24 protein-coding genes are annotated in these 25,421 nt (G+C 71.8%); 7 read left to right on the top strand and 17 right to left on the bottom strand.

What is annotated here, in order from left to right:
- Positions 1-79: 79 nt before the first annotated feature.
- The 3 genes from AC1DYZ_RS16260 to AC1DYZ_RS16270 form a co-directional block, all read right to left on the bottom strand.
- Entirely contained in the window at positions 80-1,000 is a 921-nt protein-coding gene (locus AC1DYZ_RS16260; protein ID WP_477066184.1) for a GNAT family N-acetyltransferase, read from the bottom strand.
- Positions 1,001-1,080: 80 nt separating this feature from the next.
- The gene (gene ispG / locus AC1DYZ_RS16265) at positions 1,081-2,217 is read right to left on the bottom strand and encodes a flavodoxin-dependent (E)-4-hydroxy-3-methylbut-2-enyl-diphosphate synthase (protein ID WP_456826627.1); all 1,137 of its coding nucleotides are present in this window, start codon (positions 2,215-2,217) and stop codon (positions 1,081-1,083) included.
- 112 nt (positions 2,218-2,329) lie between these two features.
- Positions 2,330-3,640: a M50 family metallopeptidase gene (locus tag AC1DYZ_RS16270; RefSeq protein WP_477066185.1), complete on the bottom strand. Its 1,311-nt coding sequence runs from the start codon at positions 3,638-3,640 to the stop codon at positions 2,330-2,332.
- Between the two features lie 215 nt (positions 3,641-3,855).
- On the opposite strand from AC1DYZ_RS16270, the gene gabT reads away from it, so the two are divergent.
- Positions 3,856-5,202: a 4-aminobutyrate--2-oxoglutarate transaminase gene (gene gabT, locus AC1DYZ_RS16275; RefSeq protein WP_477066186.1), complete on the top strand. Its 1,347-nt coding sequence runs from the start codon at positions 3,856-3,858 to the stop codon at positions 5,200-5,202.
- Here the strand turns inward: gabT and AC1DYZ_RS16280 are convergent.
- From AC1DYZ_RS16280 to AC1DYZ_RS16305, 6 genes are all read right to left on the bottom strand, one after another.
- Complete coding sequence (locus tag AC1DYZ_RS16280) at positions 5,199-6,485, bottom strand: saccharopine dehydrogenase family protein (RefSeq protein ID WP_477066187.1); 1,287 nt, start codon at positions 6,483-6,485, stop codon at positions 5,199-5,201. The genes gabT and AC1DYZ_RS16280 overlap by 4 nt on opposite strands.
- 17 nt (positions 6,486-6,502) lie before the next feature.
- On the bottom strand, positions 6,503-7,291 hold the full coding sequence (locus AC1DYZ_RS16285; protein ID WP_477066211.1) for an ABC transporter permease: 789 nt from the start codon (positions 7,289-7,291) through the stop codon (positions 6,503-6,505).
- 80 nt (positions 7,292-7,371) lie between these two features.
- Positions 7,372-8,295 (bottom strand): ABC transporter permease, encoded by a 924-nt coding sequence (locus AC1DYZ_RS16290; RefSeq protein ID WP_477066188.1) that lies wholly within the window; start codon positions 8,293-8,295, stop codon positions 7,372-7,374.
- On the bottom strand, positions 8,292-9,470 hold the full coding sequence (locus AC1DYZ_RS16295) for an ABC transporter ATP-binding protein (RefSeq protein ID WP_477066189.1): 1,179 nt from the start codon (positions 9,468-9,470) through the stop codon (positions 8,292-8,294). Before AC1DYZ_RS16295 ends, AC1DYZ_RS16290 begins: the two co-directional genes overlap by 4 nt.
- Entirely contained in the window at positions 9,467-10,690 is a 1,224-nt protein-coding gene (locus AC1DYZ_RS16300) for an ABC transporter substrate-binding protein (protein ID WP_477066190.1), read from the bottom strand. Before AC1DYZ_RS16300 ends, AC1DYZ_RS16295 begins: the two co-directional genes overlap by 4 nt.
- Before the next feature lie 154 nt (positions 10,691-10,844).
- Entirely contained in the window at positions 10,845-12,293 is a 1,449-nt protein-coding gene (locus tag AC1DYZ_RS16305; protein ID WP_477066191.1) for a gamma-aminobutyraldehyde dehydrogenase, read from the bottom strand.
- A gap of 174 nt (positions 12,294-12,467) precedes the next feature.
- Here AC1DYZ_RS16305 and AC1DYZ_RS16310 point away from each other — a divergent pair, with 174 nt between their 5' ends.
- The 3 genes from AC1DYZ_RS16310 to AC1DYZ_RS16320 are packed head-to-tail and all read left to right on the top strand — an operon-like array spanning position 12,468 to position 15,678.
- Positions 12,468-12,944 carry an Lrp/AsnC family transcriptional regulator gene (locus tag AC1DYZ_RS16310; protein ID WP_456826596.1) on the top strand — a complete coding sequence of 159 codons (477 nt, stop codon included), beginning with the start codon at positions 12,468-12,470 and terminating at the stop codon, positions 12,942-12,944.
- The gene (locus AC1DYZ_RS16315; RefSeq protein ID WP_477066192.1) at positions 12,941-14,317 is read left to right on the top strand and encodes an aspartate aminotransferase family protein; all 1,377 of its coding nucleotides are present in this window, start codon (positions 12,941-12,943) and stop codon (positions 14,315-14,317) included. The genes AC1DYZ_RS16310 and AC1DYZ_RS16315 overlap by 4 nt, the downstream gene beginning before the upstream one ends.
- A complete protein-coding gene (locus tag AC1DYZ_RS16320) occupies positions 14,314-15,678 on the top strand; it encodes an NAD(P)/FAD-dependent oxidoreductase (protein WP_477066193.1) in 1,365 nt (454 codons plus the stop codon). Before AC1DYZ_RS16315 ends, AC1DYZ_RS16320 begins: the two co-directional genes overlap by 4 nt.
- A 7-nt stretch (positions 15,679-15,685) precedes the next feature.
- Here AC1DYZ_RS16320 and dxr read toward each other — a convergent pair whose 3' ends face one another.
- Positions 15,686-16,852, bottom strand: a complete 1,167-nt coding sequence (gene dxr, locus AC1DYZ_RS16325; protein WP_477066194.1) for a 1-deoxy-D-xylulose-5-phosphate reductoisomerase — start codon at positions 16,850-16,852, stop codon at positions 15,686-15,688.
- Positions 16,853-16,883: 31 nt separating this feature from the next.
- Between dxr and AC1DYZ_RS16330 the strand changes: the two genes are divergently transcribed.
- The 3 genes from AC1DYZ_RS16330 (at position 16,884) to AC1DYZ_RS16340 (ending at position 19,430) form a co-directional block, all read left to right on the top strand.
- Positions 16,884-17,561 (top strand): PadR family transcriptional regulator, encoded by a 678-nt coding sequence (locus tag AC1DYZ_RS16330; RefSeq protein WP_477066195.1) that lies wholly within the window; start codon positions 16,884-16,886, stop codon positions 17,559-17,561.
- A gap of 64 nt (positions 17,562-17,625) precedes the next feature.
- A complete protein-coding gene (locus AC1DYZ_RS16335; protein ID WP_477066196.1) occupies positions 17,626-18,618 on the top strand; it encodes an ATP-binding cassette domain-containing protein in 993 nt (330 codons plus the stop codon).
- Positions 18,615-19,430 carry an ABC transporter permease gene (locus tag AC1DYZ_RS16340; RefSeq protein ID WP_477066197.1) on the top strand — a complete coding sequence of 272 codons (816 nt, stop codon included), beginning with the start codon at positions 18,615-18,617 and terminating at the stop codon, positions 19,428-19,430. The genes AC1DYZ_RS16335 and AC1DYZ_RS16340 overlap by 4 nt, the downstream gene beginning before the upstream one ends.
- Positions 19,431-19,495: 65 nt before the next feature.
- Here AC1DYZ_RS16340 and AC1DYZ_RS16345 read toward each other — a convergent pair whose 3' ends face one another.
- The 7 genes from AC1DYZ_RS16345 to rpsB form a co-directional block, all read right to left on the bottom strand.
- A complete protein-coding gene (locus tag AC1DYZ_RS16345; RefSeq protein WP_477066198.1) occupies positions 19,496-20,050 on the bottom strand; it encodes a DivIVA domain-containing protein in 555 nt (184 codons plus the stop codon).
- Positions 20,047-21,174 carry a dual-specificity RNA methyltransferase RlmN gene (rlmN, locus tag AC1DYZ_RS16350; protein ID WP_477066199.1) on the bottom strand — a complete coding sequence of 376 codons (1,128 nt, stop codon included), beginning with the start codon at positions 21,172-21,174 and terminating at the stop codon, positions 20,047-20,049. The genes AC1DYZ_RS16345 and rlmN overlap by 4 nt, the downstream gene beginning before the upstream one ends.
- 22 nt (positions 21,175-21,196) lie before the next feature.
- Complete coding sequence (locus AC1DYZ_RS16355) at positions 21,197-22,039, bottom strand: phosphatidate cytidylyltransferase (protein WP_456826605.1); 843 nt, start codon at positions 22,037-22,039, stop codon at positions 21,197-21,199.
- Positions 22,039-22,596 carry a ribosome recycling factor gene (frr, locus tag AC1DYZ_RS16360; RefSeq protein ID WP_477066200.1) on the bottom strand — a complete coding sequence of 186 codons (558 nt, stop codon included), beginning with the start codon at positions 22,594-22,596 and terminating at the stop codon, positions 22,039-22,041. Before frr ends, AC1DYZ_RS16355 begins: the two co-directional genes overlap by 1 nt.
- A gap of 56 nt (positions 22,597-22,652) precedes the next feature.
- A complete protein-coding gene (pyrH, locus tag AC1DYZ_RS16365) occupies positions 22,653-23,396 on the bottom strand; it encodes a UMP kinase (protein WP_477066201.1) in 744 nt (247 codons plus the stop codon).
- Positions 23,397-23,482: 86 nt separating this feature from the next.
- Entirely contained in the window at positions 23,483-24,328 is an 846-nt protein-coding gene (tsf, locus tag AC1DYZ_RS16370; protein WP_477066202.1) for a translation elongation factor Ts, read from the bottom strand.
- Positions 24,329-24,436: 108 nt separating this feature from the next.
- Complete coding sequence (rpsB, locus tag AC1DYZ_RS16375; RefSeq protein WP_477066203.1) at positions 24,437-25,390, bottom strand: 30S ribosomal protein S2; 954 nt, start codon at positions 25,388-25,390, stop codon at positions 24,437-24,439.
- Positions 25,391-25,421: the final 31 nt, after the last annotated feature.

Here is a 25,421-nt window from a genome sequence, read left to right on the forward strand (position 1 = left end):
GGTCAGGAGTGCATGCACACGTCTTGGGGGTAGGGCTGGCTGGACCATGCCCGGTCCGAGCCGACCCCGACGGGACCCGCTAGAAGAGCACCGTCGCGTACGTGCCGACCTGACGGAAGCCCACCGCGCGGTAGGACGCGAGCGCGCGGGCGTTGTAGTTGTTCACGTACAACGACACCTGCGACGCGACCTCGCTGCGCGCGATCTGCACGACCGCCGCCATCCCCGCCTCGGAGATCCGCTCCCCTCGCCGGTCGGGGGCCACCCAGACGCCCTGCACCTGGGCCACTCCCCCGGCGACCGCCCCGAGCTCGGCCTTGAACACGACCTTGCCGGAGGGCCGCCGCACGAGCCGGCGGTCCTGCTCGACGGGTTCGATGCGGACGAACGACCGGCCCTGCGCGATGAGCCCGGTGACGCGCGTCTCGTAGGGCCCGCCGGGGCCGCTGACCGGCGAGTAGCCGACCTCCTCGGTGAACATGCTCACGCAGGCCGGAAGCACCACGTCGAACTCGTCGGGCCGTGACCTGCGGACGCGAGGATCGGCGGTGACAAGCGGGGCGCTCTCGATGAGCATCGACGGCTGGTCGTCGCGGACCTCGCGAGCGGCGGGCCAGAAGTAGCGGAGCCGGCCCCACAGTCCGAGCACGGCCTCGGCCGGGCCGACGATCGACGAGCACCGCCTGCCCTGGCTGCGGGCGAGCCCGGCGAAGGCGTCGAGCGCGCGGCTCGCGGTCCGCGAGTCGTCCACCGGCACCACGGGGACCATGTTGGCGCCGGCGAAGCAGACGGCGAGGAGCTCACCGTCCTCCTCGTACCCCCACAAGGAGCCGCCCGCCGCCCGCAGCGACGTGCCCACCGCCTGCTCGAGCCGCGCGGTCGCCAGCACAGACCCGACGGCGTCCCGGGCGCAGACCGCCAGGGCGCTCGCGACGTCGACGTCGCCGAGAACTCTGCCGCCGGCCCGACCATCGAGCAGCGCAGCGCGGTCTTGCACCATGGGTAGATCCTGCACCACCCGGGCCGCGAACACCTGCTGTCGCGACGCGTCGATCGAGTGACCTGGGCGTCAGCACCCCGTCAGCCGACGGTGACCACCGGGGAACCGTCGCCGGCCTCGACGGGATCCATGCTCTCGGCGAGGCGCATGGCCTCCTCGATGAGGGTCTCGACGATGAGCGCCTCGGGCACGGTCTTGATGACCTCGCCCTTGACGAAGATCTGGCCCTTGCCGTTGCCCGACGCGACACCGAGGTCGGCCTCGCGCGCCTCGCCCGGACCGTTGACGACGCAGCCCATGACGGCGACGCGCAGCGGGACCTCCATGCCCTCGAGGCCAGCGGTCACGCGCTCGGCGAGCGTGTACACGTCGACCTGCGCGCGGCCGCACGACGGGCACGACACGATCTCGAGCTTGCGCGGCCGCAGGTTGAGCGACTGCAGGATCTGGATGCCGACCTTGACCTCCTCGACGGGAGGCGCGGACAGGGACACGCGGATGGTGTCGCCGATGCCCTGGCTCAGCAGCGCGCCGAAGGCGGTCGCGGACTTGATAGTGCCCTGGAACGCCGGGCCCGCCTCGGTCACGCCGAGGTGCAGGGGCCAGTCGCCGCGCTCGGACAGGAGCTCGTAGGCCCGGACCATGACGACCGGGTCGTTGTGCTTGACGGAGATCTTGAAGTCGCGGAAGCCGTGCTCCTCGAACAGCGACGCCTCCCAGACGGCGGACTCGACGAGCGCCTCCGGGGTGGCCTTGCCGTACTTCGCCAGCAGGCGGGGGTCGAGCGAGCCCGCGTTGACGCCGATCCGGATCGACGTGCCGGCGTCGGTGGCCGCGCGGGCGATCTCCTTGACCTGGTCGTCGAACTTGCGGATGTTGCCCGGGTTGACGCGGACCGCGGCGCAGCCCGCGTCGATGGCGGCGAACACGTACTTCGGCTGGAAGTGGATGTCCGCGATCACGGGGATCTGCGACTTGTGGGCGATGGCCGGGAGCGCATCGGCGTCGTCCTGCGTGGGGACGGCGACGCGCACGATGTCGCAGCCTGCCGCCGTCAGCTCCGCGATCTGCTGCAGGGTCTTGTTGATGTCGGTGGTCTGCGTCGTGCACATGGACTGGACGCTGACCGGGGCGTCGCCGCCGACCTCGATCTTGCCGACCTTGATCTTGCGCGTCTTGCGCCGGGGTGCCAGGACCAGTGGGGGCGCCTCCGGCATGCCGAGGCTGATCGGGATGCTCACGTCGCCATCATCGCACCCGGCACGTCGCCCGCCCGTCCGCACGGGCCCGTGTGCACGAGATCACCATGGGTCGTCCCCGACGGCGCCGTCAGATCTGCACCGGGTTCACGATGTCGGCGTACACCAGCAGCAGGCCGACCGCACCGAGCACGACGAACACCGAGTACGCGAGCGGGACGAGCTTGGCCGAGTCGAACGGGCCGGGTCGCGGCAGACCGCGCAGGCGGGCGACCTGTCGGCGTCCGCCCTCCCAGAGGGCGGCGGCGGCGTGGCCACCGTCGAGGGGCGGGAGCGGGATGAGGTTGAACACGAACAGGGCGATGTTCAGCGCGGCGAGCATCTGCAGCAGCGAGGCCGCCTTGATCTGCCAGTCGACGGCGTCGCTCGCGGCGATCTCCCCGGCGAACCGGCCGATGCCGACGACGCCGACGACGCTGTTGACGTCGCGGGGCGTGTTCTCCACCTCGGCCTGGACCAGGTCGACCACTCGCGCGGGCAGCGTGGCGACGACCGTGACGGTCTGCCAGGTGGTGCTCGCGACGACGCCGGGCACGCTGAGCACCGACTGCCGCTGCAGCTCGTTCGCGGGCGAGACGCCGAGGAAGCCGACGGGTTTGGTCACCGGCTGCCCGTCCGCGCCGAGGACGACCTCGCCGTTCTCGTCGTACACGGGCCGGTCGGCGACGACCGGCGTGACGGTGAGGTCGACCGTGGCGCCGTCACGCTCGACCACGACCGGGACGGCCTCCTCGCCGGTGGACCGGATGAGCGTCGAGAGCTGGTCCCAGGACTCGATCTCGGTGCCGTCGTACGACACCACGGTGTCGCCGGGCTCGAGCCCGGCGGCGGCGCCGGGGGCGGCCTCGTCGGCGGCGGTGCACCCGCGGTCCTGCGCGGCGCTGGCGGGGATGACGCACTGCGAGACGGACTCGAGCGTGGTGCTCGTGCCGGGCAGCCCGAACCCGACGAGCACGATCGTCATGAGCACGAACGCGATGACCAGGTTCATCACCGGCCCGCCGAGCATGACGACCAGCTTCTTCGGCGTCGACAGGTGGTAGAACGCCCGGGAGTCCTCCCCCGGACGGATCTCGTCGGCACTGGCCTGACGGGCGTCGCGGGCCAGCCGGCCGGGCCACGACTGGGCGGGCGGGTTGCCCACCGCGGCGTCCGGCGGGTACATGCCGACCAGCCGCACGTAGCCGCCCAGCGGGATGGCCTTGAGGCCGTACTCGGTCTCTCCCTTGGTTCGCGACCACAGCGTCGGCCCGAAGCCGACCATGTAGTGGCTGACGCGGACGCCGAACCGCTTGGCGGGCACCATGTGGCCGATCTCGTGGAGCCCGATCGAGGCGAGCAGCACCGCGAGAACGATCAGCACACCGATCAGGTACGCCATCTACCCCTCCGTCAGGAACCCGCACGGCGCCGGAGCGCGTTCGGGGGCGGGTCCACCGACGGCCCGCGGCGCCCATCCTCTCCCGACACCCTGGGAACCTTCTGAACGCGTGCCCGAGTCACCCGAACGGCCGTCGGCCGCGCCGCCGACGCCGGTAGTGGGATTTCGTCGGTCCGGCGCTTCCGGAAGCACGAGATCCGCAATAGCGTCCGTCCATGACCACTGTTTCCGCCCCCGTGAACCCCCTCGAGCAGCGGCGCGTCCTGCGCACGGCGATCCCCGGCCCGCGCTCGCTCGCCCTGGGCGAGCGGCGCCGAGCGGCCGTGGCCGCGGGGGTGTCGTCGACGCTCCCCGTGTACGTGTCGCGCGCCGCGGGGGCCGTGATCGAGGACGTGGACGGCAACGTCCTGATCGATCTCGGCGCCGGCATCGCGGTGACGTCCGTAGGCGCCAGCGCCCCGGAGGTCGCGGCGGCGGTGGCCGCGCAGGCGGCGGACTTCACCCACACCTGCTTCATGATCAGCCCGTACGAGGAGTACGTGGCCGTGTGCGAGGGGCTGGCCCGGATCACGCCCGGTGCGCACGAGAAGCGGTCGGTGCTGGTGAACTCGGGCGCCGAGGCCGTCGAGAACGCGGTGAAGATCGCCCGCCGCGCGACCGGCCGGGAGGCCGTGGTGGTGCTCGACCACGCGTACCACGGGCGCACCAACCTCACGATGGCGATGACCGCCAGGGCCATGCCCTACAAGACGGGGTTCGGCCCGTTCGCGGGCGAGGTGTACCGGGTCCCGGCGTCCTACCCGCTGCGGGACCCCGAGGGGATGACCGGCGAGCAGGCGGCGCTGCGCGCGATCGACGTGGCGGAGCGGCAGGTCGGCGCCGACCAGGTGGCCGCCCTCGTGGTCGAGCCGATCCTGGGCGAGGGCGGGTTCGTCGTGCCGGCACCGGGCTTCCTGCCGACGCTGGCGGCGTGGGCCGCGGACAAGGGGATCGTGTTCGTCGCCGACGAGGTGCAGACCGGCTTCGCACGCACGGGGGCGATGTTCGCGAGCGAGCACGAGGGCGTCGTCCCCGACCTCGTCGCGCTGGCCAAGGGCATCGCCGGCGGGCTGCCGCTGGGCGCCGTCACCGGCCGCGCGGAGCTGCTCGACGCCGTGCACGCCGGCGGGCTGGGCGGCACGTTCGGCGGCAACCCGATCGCGTGCGCGGCCGCCCTGGCGTCCCTCGAGATCTACGAGCGCGACGACCTGGCCGGCGCGGCCCGCGCCATCGAGGCGGCGGTGGTCCCCCGGCTCCGCGCGGCGTTCGCGGACGTGCCCGCGGTGGCCGAGGTGCGGGGTCGGGGCGCCATGCTCGCGCTCGAGCTGGTCCGGCCGGGCACGCTCGAGCCCGACAAGGCCGCCGCGCAGAGGGTGGCCGCCGCGTGCGCGGCCCAGGGCGTGCTGGTGCTCACCTGCGGCACCTGGGGCAACGTCCTGCGCCTGCTCCCCCCGCTGGTCATCGGCCTCGACCTGCTGGACGAGGCCCTGACCGTCCTGGAGGACGCGGTCCGGGGTCTCTAGGCCGAGGGGACCCGCTCCTCGAGGCCCCACGGCGAGCCGTAGCCCTCGGGCGTCGGTGCGGCGAGGAGCTCGAGGAACGGGACGGCGTCGAACGCCTCGGGCCCGAGCACACCGGTCCCGACCCACGTGCCCGCCGCCAGCAGCTCGAGCGCGACCACCGGGTTGACGGCCGTCTGCCACACGACGCACTGCGCGCCGTACTCGGCCATCGACCAGGCGTTGTCGACGAGGTGGTGCAGGTACACCTCGCGGGGTGCGCCGTCCTTGCCGGTGCCGGTGACCAGCAGGCCGGCGCACGTCGACCCGGTCATGCGGGGGCCGATGGTCGCGGGGTCGGGCAGCGCGGCGGCGACGACGTCGCGGGGGCTCACGGGGACGCCGCGGACGGTCACCGGCTCGGTCCGGTCGAGGCCCAGGCGGTGCAGCGTCTGCAGCACGCCGATGAACTCCTCGCCCAGCCCGTACTTGAACGTCACCTTCCGGGCGTCCACCCAGCGGGGCATGAGGAGCACCTCCTCGTGCTCGACGTGCACGCACTCGACGTCGCCGATCGGCTCCGGGAACCGGAACACCTCCGGCTCGTGGAACGGCGCGACAGTGAACCAGCCGTCCTCGAGCCCGGCACCGGCCTCCGCCCGGTCGGCTGACCAGATCACCGGCGGGTTGAGGCACTCCTCGATCGTGGTCCAGATGGAGAACGAGGGCGCGAAGATCGGTTCGCCGTCGTCGCCGCGCACCTCGAGGTTGGCGCCGTCGCGCACCMCCAGCTCGTCGATCGCGCTGAACAGGTGGTCCGCCGCGTACCGGGCGAAGACGTCGGACAGCCCGGGCTCCACGCCGATGCCGACCAGGGCCAGCTGGCCCGCGTCGGCCCAGCCGCCGGCCTGCGCGAACTGCTCGTCGCMCAGCTTCACGCCCGGCAGCTCGTACGGCCGCTCCGGGTGGGCGTGCGACAGGGACATCGCCATGTCGAGGTAGTGGGCGCCCGCGGCCCGCACGCCCTCGAAGATCGGCAGCACGAACCGCGGGTCGACGGCGTTGAGGACGTGCGTCGCCGCGTGCTCGCGCACCAGGGCCTCCACCGCGTCCGCGCTCGACGCGTCGACCACCGCCGCGACGAACCGGCCGCCCACCACGTCGTGCGCGCTCGCCGCCTCGACGGTCCGCTGCGACCGCCCGAGGTCGACGTCGGCCACCACGAGCCGCTCGAAGAACCGCCGACGCGCGGCGATCCGGGCGACCGCGTCGCCCACCCCGCCGCTACCGACCACCAGGATCCGCACGAGTGCCGCCTCCGACCTCACTGTGTCGTTCGCTGTGCCCCGAGCCGCTTGCCCCGGGCGTAGCCGAGCACCTGGACCAGCACCACGATGACGAGGGCCAGGACGAACATGAACGAGCTGATGACGTTGGCCTGCGGCGGGATCCCGCGGGTCGCGCTCACGTACACGAACTTCGGGAACGTCGTGTACGAGCCGGACGTGAAGTTGGTGACGATGAAGTCGTCGAAGCTCAGGCTGAACGCGAGCAGCGCCGCGGCGGCGATGCCGGGCAGCAGGAGCGGGAACGTGACCCGCCAGAACGCCTGCCACGGGGAGGCGTACAGATCCGCCGCGGCCTCCTCGAGCGCCGGGTCGAGGCTGGACACCCGGGCCTTGACCGTGACGACGACGAAGCTGATGCAGAACATGACGTGGGCCGCGACGACCGTGCCGAAGCCCAGCGGCACCCGCACGGAGAGGAACTGCGCGAGCAGCGCGGCCCCCAGCACGACCTCGGGCGTCGACATCGGCAAGAAGATCAGCAGGTTGGTCAGCGCGCGCCCCCGGAACCGGAACCGGACGAGCGCGATCGCGATGAGGGTGCCGAGCACGGTGGCGACCAGCGTCGAGACGAGCCCGACCTGCAGGGAGTTGGCGAAGGCCTCGCAGACCTGCGGCGCACCGCAGGGGTTCTGCCAGTTGTCGAGCGTGAAGCCCTGCCACACGAGGTTCGTCTTGCCCGCGTCGTTGAACGAGAACACCACGGTGTAGGCGACGGGGACGAGGAGGTAGACGAACGCGAGCGCGGCGAAGATCGGCACGATCATGTCGCCGAGGCGCCGGCGCCTCCTGCGCGGTGCGGCGCCGCGCACCGGGGTCGTCGTCGTGACCGGCTCGAGCACCGCCGTCACAGCAGGTCCTCCGTGCCGGCGCGCCGGATGTACGCCCCCACCAGCAGCAGGATCGCCACCATGAGGATCACGGACAGCGACGCCGCGGTCGGGTAGTCCAGCACCTTGAAGAACCGCGCGTCGATGACCTGGCCGACCATCGTCGTATTGGTGTTGTTGCCCAGCAGCGAGGCGTTGACGTAGTCACCCGCGGCGGGGATGAACGTCAGCAGCGTGCCCGCGACGACCCCGGGCATCGACAGGGGCCACGTGACCGTGCGGAACGTGGTCGTCGGCGAGGCGTACAGGTCCGCGCCCGCCTCGAGGAGCCGGGAGTCCAGCCGCTCCAGGGCCGCGAAGATCGGCAGCACCATGAAGGGCAGGAAGTTGTACGTCAGGCCGCAGACCACCGCGAACGGCGTCGCCGTGAGCCGGGCGTCCGGTGGCAGCAGGTGAAGCCAGTGCAGGACCGACACCACCAGAGAGTCGTCGGCGAGGATCTGCTTCCACGCGATGGTCCGCAGGATGAAGCTGGTGAAGAACGGCGCGACGACGAGCACGAGCAGCAGACCCTGCAGCAGCTTGCGCCCGCGCGCGCGGACCGCGATGACGTAGGCCATCGGGTAGCCGATCACCAGCGCCGCGCCCGTCGCCAGGAGCGCGAACCAGAACGAGCGCAGGATCGTCGGCCAGAACTGGGCGATGGCGTCGACGTAGTTCTGCCAGTGGAGCGCCGGCTGGTACTGGCCCACGTCGCCGCCGGGCACCGGGACGTACAGCGACGTCGCGAGCAGCGCGCCGACGGGCACGACGAACAAGAGCAGCAGGTAGAGCAGCCCGGGGCCGAGCAGGAACAGGTGGGCGCGCTGGGCCGTGCGACGTGGCGGTGGCCCGTCCGGGCCGCTGGCGACGCTGTCCCCGAGCGCGGCGGCGATGCTCATAGCTCGTCGTCGAGGTCGACGGTGCCGTCGTCGGCGGCCTGCGCGCCGTCCAGCCCGAACGTGAAGTCGACCGCCCAGGCCAGGCGCACCGACGCGCCGACGGCGACCGTCGCGCCGCCCAGCAGGTTCTGCGCGAAGACCCCGAAGGTGCCCAGGCCCGGGACCTCCACCTGGTACTGGGTGCTGACGCCCATGAACGAGACGTCGGTGACCGTCCCCGGGCCGAGCACGTTCTCGTTCGGGTCGGCCGCCTGGTCGCCCATGAGCAGCCGCATCTTCTCGGGCCGGGCGCCGACGAGCACGGCGCCCTCGGCCCGCACGGCGCGCGCCTGGGGCACCAGGACCCGCGTGCCCCGGACGTCGACCCCCAGCAGACCGCGCTTGCTCAGCCGCTCGGTCACCGTCCCGGCCGCGAGGTTCGACTGGCCGAGGAAGTTGGCGACGAAGGCGGTGCGCGGCAGCTCGTACAGGTCGGCGGGCGAGCCCATCTGCTCGATCCGGCCGTGGTTCATCACCGCCACGGTGTCGGCCATCGTCATGGCCTCCTCCTGGTCGTGCGTGACGTGCACGAACGTGAGGCCGACCTCCGTCTGGATGCGCTTGAGCTCGAGCTGCATCTGGCGGCGCAGCTTGAGGTCGAGCGCGCCGAGCGGCTCGTCGAGCAGCAGCAGCGCGGGCCGGTTCACCAGCGCCCGGGCCAGCGCGACCCGCTGCTGCTGGCCGCCGGAGAGCTGGGCGGGCTTGCGGTCGGCGAGGTGGCCGAGCTCGACCAGGTCGAGGCCGTCGGCGACGCGGCGGGCGATGTCGTCGGCGCGCGAGCGCTTGAGCCCGAACGCCACGTTCTCCCCGACGGTGAGGTGCGGAAACAGCGCGTAGCTCTGGAACACCGTGTTGACCGGGCGCTGGTGCGCCCGCGTGCCCGTCACGTCCCGGCCGCCGATCGACACGGTGCCGGCGGTCGGCTGCTCGAGCCCGGCCACCATGCGCAGCGTCGTCGTCTTGCCGCAGCCGGACGGGCCGAGCAGGGCGAAGAACGACCCCGACGGGACTGTGAGCGTGAGGTCGTCGACCGCGACGAACGCGCCGAACTCCTTGGTCACGCCCACGATCTCGAGCGCGGCACCACCCGCACCCGCCGCGGCGTCCGCCACGGCATCGGTCGTGGTGCTGGTCATGCGCCGATCACGGTGAGGAACTCGCCGTTGTAGCGCTCCTCCTCGTCGGGCGTCAGCGTCCGGAACACGCTGACCTTGGAGAGGATCTCCTCGGTCGGGAAGATGTACGGGTTCTCCGCGAGGCTCGGGTCGATCTTCTCCATCTCCTCGCGGGCACCCTGGACGGGGGTGATGTAGTTGACCCACGCCGCGACCTGCGCCGCGACCGCCGGGTCGTAGTAGTAGTTGATGAGGTCCTCGGCGCTGCTCCGGTGCGGCGAGCCGACCGGCACCATCAGGTTGTCGCTCCAGAGCGTGCCGCCCGAGTCCGGGATGGCGAACTCGAACTTGTCGTCCGCCTCGTAGTTGAGCGACGTGATGTCCCCCGACCACCCGATGACGGCGATCGCGTCGCCCGACGCGAGGTCCTGCGTGTACGCGTTGCCGCGGACCTGCCGGATGTGCCCGGAGTCGATCTTCTCCTTGAGGATCTGGAGGGCGCCGTAGAAGTCGTCGTCGCTCCAGTCGCCCGACGGGTCGATGCCCTGGTCGAGCATGATGATGCCCATCGTGTCGCGCATCTCCGAGAGCACCTCTACACGGCCGGCCAGCTCCGGCGCCCACAGGTCGCTCAGCGTGTGCACGCCGCCGGACACCTTCTCCTTGTCCCACGCGAAGCCCGCGAAGCCCGACTGCCAGGTCAGCGAGTGCGCGCGGCCCGGGTCGAAGTCGACGTCCGCCAGGGTGGGCAGGATGTTCGCGGCGTTGGGGATCCGGGACTTGTCCAGCTCCTGGGTGTAGCCCAGGCGGATCAGCCGCGCGGCCATCCAGTCGGTGAGGGTGATGATGTCGTAGCCGATGTCCTGGCCGTTCTTCAGCTGGCCCGAGATCTTGCCGTAGAACGCGTCGTTGTCGTCGATGTCCTCCGCGTAGGTGACCTTCAGGCCGCTCTGCTTCTCGAACTCGGCGAGCGTGGGGTACGTGGTCCCGTCCTCGTCCTGGTCGAGGTACTGCGTCCAGTTGGCCCAGCGGACGAGCTTGTCGCTGTCCGAGACGTCCTTGGCGGTCTGGGCCGTTCCGGACGGCGATCCCGTGCCGCAGGCGGCCAGCAGCGCCCCCGCGCCGGCCGTGCCGAGTGCACCGATCAGGAACGAGCGCCGTGAGAGCTGGGCCCGGTTCGCCTGGGCGACGAGCGCGCGCACGCGCGGGTCTGCCGGGGCCGGTCGGCGGAGGGGGCTCATGGGGCTCCTAGGGTGCCGGGTGGTGCCGCCGGAGCGGCGGAGTCCGTGGATCTTCGCAAACAGACAGCCGTCCAGCAAGGAATCCGTCGTGAAAGCACCCGTCCGCAACGAAAATGTTGCACGGATGGAACACGAGGGTCCCGTATCCGTCGACTTACGCGTCAAATGCCGACATGACGTGCTTGATCCGGGTGTAGTCCTCGAACCCGTACATCGAGAGGTCCTTGCCGTACCCGGAGTGCTTGAAGCCGCCGTGCGGCATCTCGGCCACGAACGGGATGTGGGTGTTGATCCAGACCACCCCGAAGTCGAGCGCCCGGGACATCCGCAGCGCCCGGCCGTGGTTCTGGGTCCACACCGAGCTCGAGAGCCCGTAGCGCACGCCGTTGGCCAGCCTGATCGCCTCGTCCTCGTCGGTGAACGTCTGGACCGTGATCACCGGGCCGAAGATCTCGTCCTGCACGGCCTCGTCGTCCTGCCGCAGCCGGTCGACGACCGTGGCCTCGACGAAGTAGCCGGCGTCGCCCACGCGGTGGCCGCCGGCGACGATCGACGCGTGGTCGGGCAGGCGGTCGAGGAAGCCGGTCACGCGCTCCAGCTGGACGGCGTTGTTCACCGGGCCGAACGCGACGTCCGGGTCGTCCGGCTTCCCCGTGCGCTGGCCCTTCGCCGCCTCGGCGAGGGCCGCGACGAAGTCGGCACGCACGGAGGCGTGCACGAGCACGCGGGTGGCGGCCGTGCAGTCCTGGCCGGCGTTGTAGTACCCGGCGCCGGCGATGCCCTCGGCGGCCGCGGCGATGTCCGCGTCGGCGAACACGATCACGGGGGCCTTGCCGCCCAGCTCGAGGTGCACGCGCTTGACGTTCGCCGCGGCGGCCTCGGCCACCTGCGAGCCCGCCCGGACCGAGCCTGTGATGGCGACCATGTCGGGGCGCTGGTGGGAGACGAGCGCGCGACCCGTGTCGCGGTCGCCGCAGATCACGTTGAGGACGCCCGGCGGCAGCACCTCGGCAGCGACCTGGCCGAGCAGCAGCGTCGAGGCCGGCGTCGTGTCGGACGGCTTGAGCACGATCGTGTTCCCGGCCGCGAGCGCCGGCGCGATCTTCCAGATCGCCATCATCAGCGGGTAGTTCCACGGCGTGACCTGCCCGACCACCCCGACCGGCTCGCGCCGCACCCACGAGGTGTGGCCCGCCATGTACTCGCCCGCGCTGAGCCCGTCGAGCACGCGCGCGGCCCCGGCGAAGAACCGCAGCTGGTCGACGCACGGCGGGACCTCGTCGGTGGCCGTGAGGTGCAGCGGCTTGCCGGTGTTGCGCGACTCGACCGCGACGAACTCGTCGGCCCGCGCCTCGACCGCGTCCGCCAGCCGGAGCAGCGCGAGCTGGCGCTCGGCAGGCGTCGTCCGGCCCCACGTCGTGAACGCCTCCGAGGCCGCGCCGTACGCGGCGTCGACGTCCTCGGCCCCCGACAGGGGCGCCCGGGCGTACTCCAGCCCGGTCGAGGGGTCGATGACGGCCGTCGTGCGGCCGTCCGCGGCGGGGCGCTGCACGCCACCGATCACGTTCCGCAGGTCGAGCGTCTGGTCGGTGGCCTGGCTCACGGGAGTCTCCTCACAGTCGGTGGCCCGCACGCTACGCCGCAACCGGACCGCACGGGAGCCCTCGACGAGCCATTCGGCCGATCGGAGGGTGCAGAACGCCGAAATCAGAAGTTCACACGGCCTGTCGCAACGGATTCCTTGCATTGCAGCGCACGGCCGACCACCATCGGGCGGGTGGGCACACGCAGACCAGCACCGGGGCACCCGGCACTCGACGACGTCTCCAAGGCCATCGTCGAACAGCTCCAGGAGGACGGTCGGCGCCCGTACGCCGCCATCGGCAAGGCCATCGGGCTGTCCGAGGCGGCGGTCCGGCAGCGCGTGCAGCGGCTCACGGACTCGGGCGTCATGCAGATCGTCGCCGTCACCGACCCCCTGCAGGTCGGGTTCACGCGGCAGGCGATGATCGGGCTGAAGTGCGAGGGCGACCTGTCGCTGGTCGCCGACGCCCTGGCGGCGCTGCCCGAGGTCGACTACGTCGTCATCACCGCCGGGGGCTTCGACGTGCTGTGCGAGATCGTGTGCGAGGACGACGACCACCTGCTCGAGGTCCTCAACCAGAAGATCCGCACGCTCCCCGGCGTCCGGACCACCGAGACGTTCGTGTACCTGCGGCTGCGCAAGCAGCTCTACAACTGGGGGACCCGATGAGCACCACTCCGCGAGGCACCGACCGCTCCGAGGCGGCCCGGTCCCACCTCTGGGGCCACTTCACGCGGCAGAGCTCCTGGGACCACGGCGTCCCGACGATCGTTCGCGGCCAGGGCCACCACATCTGGGACGACCAGGGCCGCCAGTACATCGACGGGCTCTCTGGCCTGTTCGTCGTGCAGGTGGGGCACGGCCGGGCCGAGCTGGCCGAGGCGGCGCGGGTCCAGGCCGAGCAGCTCGCGTTCTTCCCGCTGTGGTCCTACGCCCACCCGCAGGCCATCGACCTCGCGGAGCGCCTCGCCACCTACGCGCCGGGCGACCTCAACCGGGTCTTCTTCACCACGGGCGGCGGCGAGGCCGTCGAGACCGCCTGGAAGCTGGCGAAGAACTACTTCAAGCTGACCGGCAAGCCCAACAAGTACAAGGTGATCTCGCGGTCGATCGCCTACCACGGCACCCCGCACGGCGCCCTGTCGATCACGGGCCTGCCGGCGCTCAAGGAGCAGTTCGAGCCGCTGGTCCCGGGCGCGCACAAGGTGCCCAACACCAACGAGTACCGCGCCCCCGAGCACCTCCGCGGCGACCCGAAGGCGTTCGGTCGCTGGGCCGCCGACCGCATCGGCGAGGCCATCGAGATGGAGGGCCCGGACTCGGTGGCGGCCGTCTTCCTCGAGCCGGTGCAGAACGCCGGGGGCTGCTTCCCGCCGCCCCCGGGGTACTTCGAGCGCGTGCGCGAGATCTGCGACCAGTACGACGTCCTGCTGGTCTCCGACGAGGTCATCTGCGCGTTCGGCCGCATCGGCTCGATGTTCGCGTGCGACGACTTCGGCTACGTGCCGGACATGATCACGTGCGCCAAGGGCCTGACCTCGGGCTACTCCCCCATCGGCGCGCTCATCGCCTCCGAGCGGCTCTTCGAGCCGTTCGCGAAGGGCAACGCCTCGTTCGCGCACGGGTACACGTTCGGCGGCCACCCGGTGTCGGCGGCCGTCGCCAACGCGAACCTCGACCTGTTCGAGCGCGAGGGCCTCAACGCCCACGTGAAGGAGAACGCACCGGCCTTCCGGCGCACGCTGGAGGGGCTGCTGGACCTCCCGATCGTCGGGGACGTCCGCGGAGAGGGCTACTTCTTCGGGATCGAGCTGGTCAAGGACAAGGTCACGCGGGAGACGTTCGACGACGACGAGAGCGAGCGGCTGCTGCGCGGGTTCCTCTCCGGTGCGCTGTACGACGCGGGCCTGTACTGCCGGGCCGACGACCGCGGCGACCCCGTCATCCAGCTGGCGCCGCCGCTGACGTGCGGGCAGGCCGAGTTCGACGAGATCACCGGCATCCTGCGCGGCGTGCTGACCGAGGCGTGGGCGCGCCTGTGAGCCCTGTTGGCCCCGGTTCCCTCTGGTTCGACCAGGTCCCGTACCGCGACCCGCTCGACCCGCTCGACGGCGACGCGCAGGCCGACGTCGTCGTGGTGGGCGCCGGCCTCACCGGCCTCTGGACCGCGTACTACCTGCTCGAGGCCGACCCGTCGCTCGACGTGCTGATCGTCGAGGCGGAGCTCGCGGGCTTCGGGGCCAGCGGCCGCAACGGCGGCTGGTGCTCGGCGCTGCTGCCGCTGTCCGGCGACGAGCTGGCCCGCCAGCACGGGCACGACGCCGCGGCGGCGATGCGCGCCGCGATGCGGGACACCGTGGTCGAGGTGGGCGGCGTGGCCGCTGCCGAGCAGATCGACTGCGGCTTCGCGTTCGGCGGGACCGTCACGCTGGCCCGCAACGGGCCGCAGCTCGAGCGGGTCGCGGCCGACGTCGCGACGGACGCCCGCTGGGACGACGAGTCGCACCTCCTGGACGCCGCCGGCGTCGAGGAGCACGTGCGTGCCGCCGGCGTCATCGGCGGCTCGTTCACGCCGGACTGTGCCCGGATCCAGCCCGCCCTGCTGGTCGCCGGACTGCTGGACGTGGTGCTCTCGCGAGGTGCGCGGGTGGTCGAGGGGACCCGCGCGCTACGACTCTCGCCGCGCGCCGTGGTGACCGACCATGGCATCGTGCGCGCCCGCTGGGTCGTGCGCGCCACCGAGGCCTGGAGCGCCCACCTGCCCGGGTCGCGACGCGACGTCGCCCCGGTGTACTCGCACATGGTCGCCACCGAGCCGCTGCCGCCCGAGGTGTGGGCCGAGATCGGGCTCGCCCGCGCGCAGACGTTCACGGACGCGCGCAACCTCATCGTCTACGGCCAGCGGACCACCGACGACCGGCTCGCCTTCGGGGGTCGCGGCGCGCCGTACCACCTGGGCTCGTCCATCCTGCCCGCGTACGACCGCACCGGGTCCACCGCGGCGCACCTCGAGCGCGAGCTCGTCGACCTGTTCCCGGTGCTCGACCGGGCCGAGTTCACGCACCACTGGGGCGGCCCGCTGGGCGTGCACCGCGACTGGCACCCGTCGGTCGGTCTCGATCCCGACACGGGGATCGGCTGGGCCGGCGGCTACGTGGGCGACGGTGTCGCGCTGACCAACCTGGCCGGCCGCACGCTCGCCGACCTGATCACCGGCGCCGAGAGCCCCCTCACCCGGCTCCCCTGGGTGAACCACCGCTCCCCCGCCTGGGAGCCCGAGCCCCTGCGGTGGGCCGGCATCACCGCGACCCGCCGGGCCACGGCGTGGGCGGACCGCACCGAGACCCGCACCGGCCGCCCGAGCCGCTTGACCGGCCTGCTGGACCAGGTCCTGGGCCACTGACGGCGATTCACACGCGCGCGAGGATCTCCTGCGCCCGGGCTCGCGCCCACGTCTCGGCCGCGAGCACCGCATCGAGGGTGAGCGCGTCGGGCGAGGTGCCGTCGTGCTCGCCGAGCACCCGCTCGACCGTCGACACGATGTCGAGGAAACCGATCCGGCCGCTGAGGAACGCCTCGACGCACTCTTCGTTGGCCGCGTTGTAGACGGCGGGGTGCGTGGCCGAGGTGGCGACCGCCTCGCGGGCCAGCCGGACCGCGCCGAAGACCTGCTCGTCCAGCGGCTCGAACGTCCACGCGGTCGCCCGGGTCCAGTCGCAGGGCGGCGCGACGTCGGCCACGCGGTCCGGCCAGGACAGCCCGAGGGCGATCGGCAGCCGCATGTCGGGCGGCGACGCCTGCGCGAGCGTGGAGCCGTCGACGAACTCGACCATCGAGTGCACGACCGACTGCGGGTGCACGACGACGGTGATGTCCTCGACCGGGACGTCGAACAGCAGGTGCGCCTCGATGAGCTCGAGGCCCTTGTTCATGAGGGTCGAGGAGTTGATCGTCACCACCGGCCCCATCGACCACGTGGGGTGCGCGAGCGCCTGTTGCGGCGTCACCGCCTTGACGTCGTCGTGCGTCCAGCCCCGGAAGGGGCCGCCCGACGCCGTGAGGATGATCCGACGGACCTCGGGGTGCGTGCCGCCGCGCAGCGCCTGCGCGATGGCCGAGTGCTCGGAGTCCACCGGCACGATCTGGTCCGGGCGCTGTCGGGCGGCGTGCACCAGCCGTCCGCCGACGACCAGCGACTCCTTGTTCGCCAGCGCGAGGGTGCTGCCCGCCCGGAGCGCCGCGAGCGTCGGGCCCAGCCCGACAGAGCCGGTGACCCCGTTGAGCACCACGTCCGCGCCCCGGCCGGCCAGCTCGCTCGACGCCTCAGGACCCACGAGCACCTCGACGCCYGGCAGCGCGTCGCGCAGCGGATCTTCGGCCCGCGGGTCCGCGACGGCCACCGTCGAGACGCCCAGCTCGCGCGCCTGCCGAGCCAGCAGCGCGACATCCCCGCCACCCGCGGACAGGCCGACCACGGAGAACCGGTCCGGGTTGCGGGTGATGACGTCGACGGCCTGAGTGCCGATCGAGCCGGTGGACCCGAGGAGGACGACGCTGCGCTGTGTCACGCTGCCCATCTTCGTGCATGGCCCGTGGCAGGATCGCCGCATGTCCGCTCCTGCGACGCCCCAGGGCTCCGCGACGCGCCTGCTCGTGCTCGGCTGCGTGCGGATCTTCCAGCCCGTGCACGGCTACTTCCTGCGCCGCGAGCTGGTGAGCTGGGAGGTCGACAGGTGGGCGCACGTGCACCCGGGGTCGATCTACAACGCGCTCAAGTCCCTGACCCGCTCGGGACTCCTGGAGGAGGTCGGCGTGGTCGCCGACGGCCCCCGCCCGCCGCGCACCACGTACCGGCTCACGGCCGCCGGTGAGCACGAGTTCCTCGCCCTCGTGCGCGCGGGGCTGCTCACGAGGGACGACCCCACGCTGTTCCTCACCGCGGTGAACATGGCGTTCGCGCTCCCCCGCGACGAGGTCGTCGCGTCGATCCGCACCCGCGTCGGGCTCATCGAGGACTACCTCGCGGTGCTGGCGACGCAGGTCGAGGAGATGCTCGACGCGAAGGACACCCCGGACACCGCGACCGAGGTCGCTCGCCTGATCAGCGCGCGGTTCCGCGGCGAGCTCGAGTGGGCACGCGACTACCTCGACCGGGTGGTCGGCGGCGCGTATGCGTTCCAGGGCGAGCCGCCACTGTGGACGCCGACGCCCGAGCAGATCGAGGTCGCCCGGCTGGCGGGTGTCGGACCCGGGGTGCTCGTCGCGGTGGCGGAGGAAGACACGTAATAGTCAAGGTTGACGAGTAATAGATCATCTTGAATACTGGGTCTCCACCCGAAGGAGATCCCGCATGATCCATGCCCGCGGCCTGGCCCGCACCTACAAGACCCGCCGAGGAGACGTCGACGCCGTGCGCGGCGTGGACCTCGATGTCGAGGCCGGCGAGATCGTCGGGTTCCTCGGCCCCAACGGGGCCGGCAAGACGACGACGCTCCGCATGCTCACCACGCTCCTGAAGCCCACGCGCGGCGAGGCGACGGTCGCCGGCGCCGACCTGCGGCGCGACCCGGGCGCCGTCCGGCGCCGCATCGGGTACGTCGCCCAGTCCGGCTCGACCTCGGGCGAGGCCCGCGCCGGCGAGGAGGTCATCGACCACGCGCTGCTCTACGGCGTCGAGCGCACCGTCGCCGCCGCCCGCGGTCGCGAGCTGTTCGACCAGCTCGAGCTCGACGGCCTCTGGGACCGCAAGTGCTCGTCCCTGTCCGGCGGCCAGCGCCGCCGGCTCGACATCGCGATGGGCCTGATCCACACCCCGCGGCTCGTCTTCCTCGACGAGCCGACCACCGGCCTCGACCCCCAGGCGCGCGCGAACCTCTGGACCCACGTGCGGGGGCTTCGCGACGAGCGCGGCAGCACCGTGTTCCTCACCACGCACTACCTCGACGAGGCCGACGCGCTGTGCGACCGGATCCTCGTGATCGACCACGGCCAGATCGTGGCCCAGGGCTCCCCCGAGGAGCTCAAGCAGCGCGTGAGCGGCGACGCGGTCCTGCTCAGCGCGTCGCAGCCCGCCGACGTCGTCCGCATCGCCGCGATCGCCGCCCAGCTGCCCGGCGCGGACGTGCCCACCGTCGACGGCTCGCTGGTCGAGGTCCGCGTCCCCCAGGGCCGGACCCTGCTCGCCGGCCTGCTGCGCTCGCTCGACGCGGAGGCCATCGATCTCGACGGCGTCGAGCTGCGCCGCCCCACGCTCGACGACGTCTTCCTCACCCTCACCGGCCGCTCGCTGCGGGACGGCGAGAGCCGCCACGAGACCGGCGACACCGACGGAGCAGCAGCATGACCGCCACCACCGCCACCACGAGCACGTTCGCCGACGAGCAGAGCGGGCGCAGCACGTTCGCCCGCGACACCGTCACGGTGTTCCGGCGCGCCATGCGCATCTCTCTGCGCAACCCGGTGTGGTCCGTCATGGGACTCCTGCAGCCGGTGCTCTACCTGTCCCTCTTCGGCCCGCTGCTCGAGCCCCTGGCTCCCCAGCTGGGCGCGACCAACGCCTACCAGCTGTTCGTGCCGGGCCTGCTGGTCCAGCTCGGCATGTTCGGCGCGCTGTTCGTCGGCTTCGGGCTCATCGGCGAATGGCGCGACGGCGTCATCGAGGCCGAACGGGTCAGCCCCGCGCCGCGCTCGGCGCTCGTGCTCGGCCGCGTGCTGCGCGACGTGATCGTCGTCGCCGTGCAGGGCGTGGTCCTCGTGTCGGTGGCGTTCCTGTTCGGCTTGGAGGCGCCGTTCTGGGGCATCGTGCTCGGCATCATCACCGCCGCGCTGCTCGCCGCCGCGTTCGCCTCGGCGTCCTACGCCGTCGCGCTCACGCTCAAGAGCGAGGACGCCCTGGCCCCGCTCATGAACGGCATCGCGCTGCCCCTGCTGCTGCTGTCGGGCATCCTGCTGCCGATCACCGCGGCGTCCGCGCCTGCGTGGCTCAACACGCTGTCCAACCTCAACCCGATCAAGCACGTGGTCTCGGGCATCCGCGCCCAGTTCGCGGGCGACATCGGCACCCCCACGGCCCTGTGGGGCTCCGCGCTGACGATCATCCTCGCGGCCCTGGGCATCTGGTTCGGCGCCCGCACGTTCAAGCGCGAGGACGGCTGACCCCACCCACAGAAAAACGGCCGCGCTCCCTCGTCGGGAGCGCGGCCGTCGTCGTCTCAGGGGCCCTACTCGACGCCGAGCAGCACCTCGACCGCGCGGGCCAGGAAGGCGTCGACCGGTCCCTCGGCGTAGGCGTTGCGGCCCTTGCGGCGCCGGAACGTCGCCGACCGCACCTCGGCCGCAGACAGCGGCGTGCCCTTGTCGAAGTAGGCGACCAGGCGCTGGCACAGCTCGTCGACGTCGGCCGGCTCGTAGCCCTGGTGCCGACCGTCCGGTGCGGCGAACCGGTCGCCGTCGGGGCGGCCGAGCCGGCCGTAGAGCGTGCGCGCCTGCTCGCTCAACCTGCTCATCCACGCCTGCTGACCCTGCGTCGCGATGTACTCCGCACGCGACCGCGCCACGAACGCCGCCTCGAGCCGGTCGAGGGCCGCGTCGACCGCCGCCGTCACGTACCCGCCGCGGACCATGTCGAACGCGACGCCGCGCACGTCCTTGCTGGCCAGGCCGCCGGCGGGGCCCTGCTCGTAGACCGCCCGAGCGTGCGAGAAGAAGTCGTCGACCTCGTCCGGGTCGTACCCCTGCTTCAGGCCCGAGACGGTCCGGAACATCCCGTCGCTCACTCGTCCTCCTCTGCTGCGAGCTGGCCGCAGGCACCGTCGATCTCGCTGCCGCGGGTGTCCCGGATCGTCGTCGGGATCCCGTGCGCACGCAAGCGTGCCACGAACTCCTGCTCGACCCGCGGATCGCTCGCCGTCCACTTCGAACCCGGCGTCGGGTTCAGCGGGATCGGGTTGCAGTGCACCCAGCCGCGCCCGCGGGCGTTGAGCTTCTCGCCCAGCAGATCGGCGCGCCAGGCGTGGTCGTTGATGTCCCGGATCAGCGCGTACTCGATGGAGACCCGGCGGCCGGTGACCTCGAAGTAGCGGTGCGCGGAGTCGAGCGCCTCGTCGACGCTCCACCGCGTGTTCACCGGCACGAGCTCGCTGCGGAGCTCGTCGTCGGGCGCGTGCAGGGACAGCGCCAGGGTGACGGGGATGCCCTCCTTGGCCAGCCGGTCCATCGCCGGCACCATCCCGACGGTCGACACCGTCACGTTGCGCGCGGACATGCCCAGGCCGTCGGGCGTCGGCGCCACCAGGCGGCGGACCGTCTCCATGACGGACTTGTAGTTGGCCAGCGGCTCGCCCATGCCCATGAACACGACGTTGGACAGGCGCGTCGGGCCACCGGGCACCTCACCGTCGGCGAGCGACCGGGCCGCCGCGCGCACCTGCTCCACGATCTCCGCGGTCGACAGGTTGCGGGTCAGGCCCAGCTGGCCCGTCGCGCAGAACGAGCACGCGAGCCCGCAGCCCGCCTGGCTGGACACGCACAGGGTGGTGCGGTTGGCGTAGCGCATGAGGACCGACTCGACCTTGGCGCCGTCGAACAGGTGCCACAGCGTCTTGACCGTCGTGCCCTTGTCGGCCGTCTGCGTGCGGTGCGCCGTGAGCAGCTGCGGGAACAGGCCCTCGACCAGCTTGTCGCGCGTCGCCTTGGGCAGGTCGGTCATCAGCGCGGGGTCGTTGGTGAGGTGGGTGAAGTAGTGCGTCGCCAGCTGCTTGGCGCGGAACGGCTTCTCCCCCAGCTCCGTGACGGCCTCGATGCGCTGCTCGGGCGTGAGGTCGACGAAGTGCTTGGGCGGCTTGCCGCGAGGTCCCCGGCTGGGCGAGGACAGGTCGAGGCGAACGGGTGTACCAGTCATGTCGGTACCCCTCTCAGATAGATCAGGCGGGCTGCAGGACCGTGAGGACCACGTACACGGCGGGGGCGGTCAGGACGAGGGAGTCGAGCCGGTCCAGGAGGCCGCCGTGCCCCGGCACCAGCCGCCCCATGTCCTTGAGCTCGAGGTCGCGCTTGAGCATCGACTCGGCCAGGTCGCCGAGCGTCGCGGTCACGACCGTCGCCAGGCCGAGGAACACGCCGACCAGCGGTTCGCCGTCGAACGCGACCTGGATGCCGACGACACCCACCACGCACGCGAGCACGATCGAGCCGGCCAGCCCCTCCCAGGTCTTCTTCGGGCTCACCGACGGCGCGAGCGGGTGCCGACCGAGCAGCACCCCGACCGTGTAGCCGCCGACGTCGCTGGCCACGCACAGGAGGATGAACAGCATCACGCGCGACGGCCCGTCGGGTTCCGCGAGCATGAGCATGACGAACCCGCCGAGGAACGGCAGGTACGCGGCCGCGAAGGCTCCGGCCGTGGCGTCCCGCAGGGCGGGCTGGCCGCTCCCGTCGAGCACGCGCCAGACCACGACACCGCCGACCGTCAGCATGAAGGCGACGAACAGCGCCTCGGGCCCGGCCGTGTACGCCGAGACGAGGATGCCGATCGCGCCGACCAGCAGCGGGAGCAGCGGAAGGTGGATGTTGCGGCGCGTGAACGCCTGCGCCAGCTCCCACAGCCCGGCGCACACGGCGAGCACGGCCACGACGGCGAACGCTTCCTTGCGGATGAACAGCGACGCGACCACCGCCACGAGCATGGCGACGCCGACGACGATCGCGACCGGCAGGTCACGACCGGGGCGGGGGGTCCGGGTGGCGGCGATGGCTGTCTGGCTCATCAGACCTCGAGGAGCTCGTTCTCCTTGGACGAGAGCAGGTGGTCGATGAGATCCACGTGCTTCTTCGTCAGGGACTCGAGCTCCTTCTCCGCACGAGCGACCTCGTCCTCGCCGGCCTCACCGTCCTTGACGATGCGGTCCAGCTCCTCCTTGGCCCGACGGCGCACGTTGCGCACCGAGATGCGCCCGTCCTCGGCCTTGGTCCGGGCGAGCTTCACGAAGTCCTTGCGGCGCTCCTGCGTGAGGGCGGGCAGGACGATCCGGATGACATTGCCGTCGTTCGTCGGGTTGACCCCGAGGTCCGAGTCGCGCAGCGCCTTCTCGATCGCCGTCGTCGACGACTTGTCGAACGGGGACACGAGGATGGTGCGCGCCTCGGTGACGTTGAACGACGCGAGCTGCTGCAGGGGCGTCGGGCTGCCGTAGTAGTCGACGAACACCTTGGAGAACATCGCGGCGTTGGCGCGGCCGGTGCGGATCGTCGAGAAGTCCTCCTTGGCGACCTCGACGGCCTTGTCCATCTTCTCTTCAGCCTCGAAGAGGGTCTCGTCGATCACCGGAGCTCCTTCGTCTGCATGCGTAGTGGGGCGGTGCTGGCTGCTGGCGCTGGTGCTCAGCTAGCCGTGATCAGCGTGCCGATCTTCTCACCCTGCAGCGCGCGCGTGACGTTGCCGGCCTCCTCGAGGCCGAACACGCGCATGCGCACGTCGTTGTCGCGGCACAGGCTGAGCGCCGAGCCGTCCATGACGCCGAGGTCGTTGACGAGCGCGTCGGTGTAGGTCAGGTGGTCGAGCTTCACCGCGTGGGGGTCCTTGCGCGGGTCCGCCGTGTACACGCCGTCCACGCCGTTCTTGCCCATGAGGACCTCGTGGCAGTGCGTCTCGAGGGCGCGCTGCACGCTGACCGTGTCCGTCGAGAAGTACGGCATGCCCGCGCCGGCGCCGAAGATCACGACGCGGCCCTTCTCCAAATGCCGGATGGCGCGCAGCGGGATGTACGGCTCGGCGACCTGGCCCATCGCGATCGCGGTCTGCACGCGGGTGCTGACGCCGGCCTGCTCGAGGAAGTCCTGGAGCGCCAGGCAGTTCATCACCGTGCCGAGCATGCCCATGTAGTCGGCGCGAGCCCGGTCGAGGCCGCGCTGCGAGAGCTCGGCGCCGCGGAAGAAGTTGCCGCCGCCGACCACGATGGCCACCTGCACACCGGCCCGGACGGCCACGGCGATCTCGGCGGCGACGCGCTGGACCACGTCGGCCGCGAGGCCGACGTCACCGCCCCCGAACGTCTCGCCGGAGAGCTTGAGCAGGACACGCCGCTCCGGCACGGCCCCACGGGTCGACTCGGGGTCCTGGGTCACAGCGCCTCCACAAGAGTTGGGTCGATCTGGTGCCGACGACGGCCCCGGTCCCCGCAAGGGCCGGGGCCGTCGTCGATCACATGGGGTCAGGCTCCCACGCGGTAACGGACGAAGCCCGTCAGCGTGCCGCCGGCCTCGGAGAGAACCTGCGCGACCGTCTTCTTGTTGTCCTTGGCGAACGCCTGCTCGAGCAGGACGTTCTCCTTGAAGAAGCCGTTGAGGCGGCCCTCGATGATCTTCGGCAGAGCAGCCTCGGGCTTGCCCTCGTTGCGGGCCGTCTCCTCGGCGATGTGGCGCTCGTTCGCGACGATGTCGGCCGAGACCTCCTCGCGCGTGAGGTACGTGGGCGAGAACGCCGCGATGTGCGTCGCGATGTCCCGCGCCACGCCGGCGCCGGCCGCGTCGGTCGCGACGAGCACGCCGACCTGCGGGGGCAGGTCCTTGCTGACCTTGTGCAGGTAGACCTCGACGTGCTCGCCGGCCACGCGGGCCAGGCGGCGGACGACGACGCGCTCACCCAGGGTGGCCGCGGTCTCGTCGACGATCGTCTGCACGCTGGAGCCGTCGACGTCCGTGGCGAGCAGCGCGTCGGCGTCGCGCGCCGGGCTGGCGACCGCGGCCGCGAGGACGCGGTCCGCGAGGGCGACGAAGTTCGGGCTCTTCGCGACGAAGTCCGTCTCCGAGTTGATCTCGACCAGCACGCCGGTCTGACCCTCACCATCGGCCGTCGGGCCGACGTGAGCGACGACGAGGCCGTCCGAGGCCGCGCGGCCCTCACGCTTGCCGACGCCCTTCAGGCCCTTGACGCGGATGAGCTCGAGAGCCTTGTCGGAGTCACCCTCCGCCTCCTCGAGCGCCTTCTTGACGTCCATCATTCCGGCACCGGTCTTCTCGCGCAGCGCCTTGATGTCTGCGAGCGAGTAGTTCGCCATCAGTCGTGTCCGTTCCTGTTGAGTCGTGATGTGTCGAGCGGGACCCGTCCGGGTCGGTGACGTGCTGCAGTGCCGGTGGCCCCTAGGGGACCACCGGCACCGGCTGGGTCACTTGGAGTCGGCGTCGCCCTCGGCGGCAGCCTCGTCGGCGATCTCCTCGGCGACGACCTCGGCGACGATCTCCTCGGCGGCGGCCTCGGCCACGACCTCCTCGGCGATCTCGGTCTTCGCCTCGGCGACGGCCTCGGTCGCGTCGGCGGCGACCTCGGTGCTCGCGAGGTCGGCCTCGGCGCCGGCGAGCAGCTCGCGCTCCCACTCGGCCAGCGGCTCGGCGTCGGCCTCGGTGCCCTCGGCGGCCGCGGTGCGACCCGAGTGACGCTTGAGCAGACCGTCGGCCGCGGCGTCCGCGATGACGCGGGTCAGCAGCTGCACGGCGCGGATCGCGTCGTCGTTGCCCGGGATCGGGTAGTCGACGACGTCCGGGTCGCAGTTGGTGTCGAGGATCGCGACGACCGGGATGCCGAGCTTGCGCGCCTCGTTGACGGCGAGGTGCTCCTTGTTCGTGTCGACGATCCACACGGCCGAGGGAACCTTGGCCATGTCGCGGATGCCGCCGAGCGTCTTCGCGAGCTTGTCCTTCTCGCGGCGCAGGACGAGCAGCTCCTTCTTCGTGAGGTTCGAGCCCGCCACGTCGTCGAAGTCGATCTGCTCCAGCTCCTTGAGGCGCTGGAGACGCTTGTGCACCGTGCTGAAGTTGGTGAGCATGCCACCGAGCCAGCGCTGGTTGACGTAGGGCATGCCGACGCGCGCGGCCTGGTCGGCGACCGGCTCCTGCGCCTGCTTCTTCGTGCCGACGAACAGGATCGTCCCGCCGTGCGCGACGGTCTGGCTCACGAAGTCGTACGCGTTGTCGATGTACGACAGCGACTGCTGCAGGTCGACGATGTAGATGCCGTTGCGCTCGGTGAAGATGAAGCGCTTCATCTTGGGGTTCCAGCGGCGGGTCTGGTGCCCGAAGTGGACACCGCTCTCGAGCAGCTGGCGCATGGTCACGACGGCCATGGCACGTCCTTCCGGCGCGCACCGCAGGGTG

It is taken from the genome of Cellulomonas sp. P1_C4, assembly GCF_056406355.1.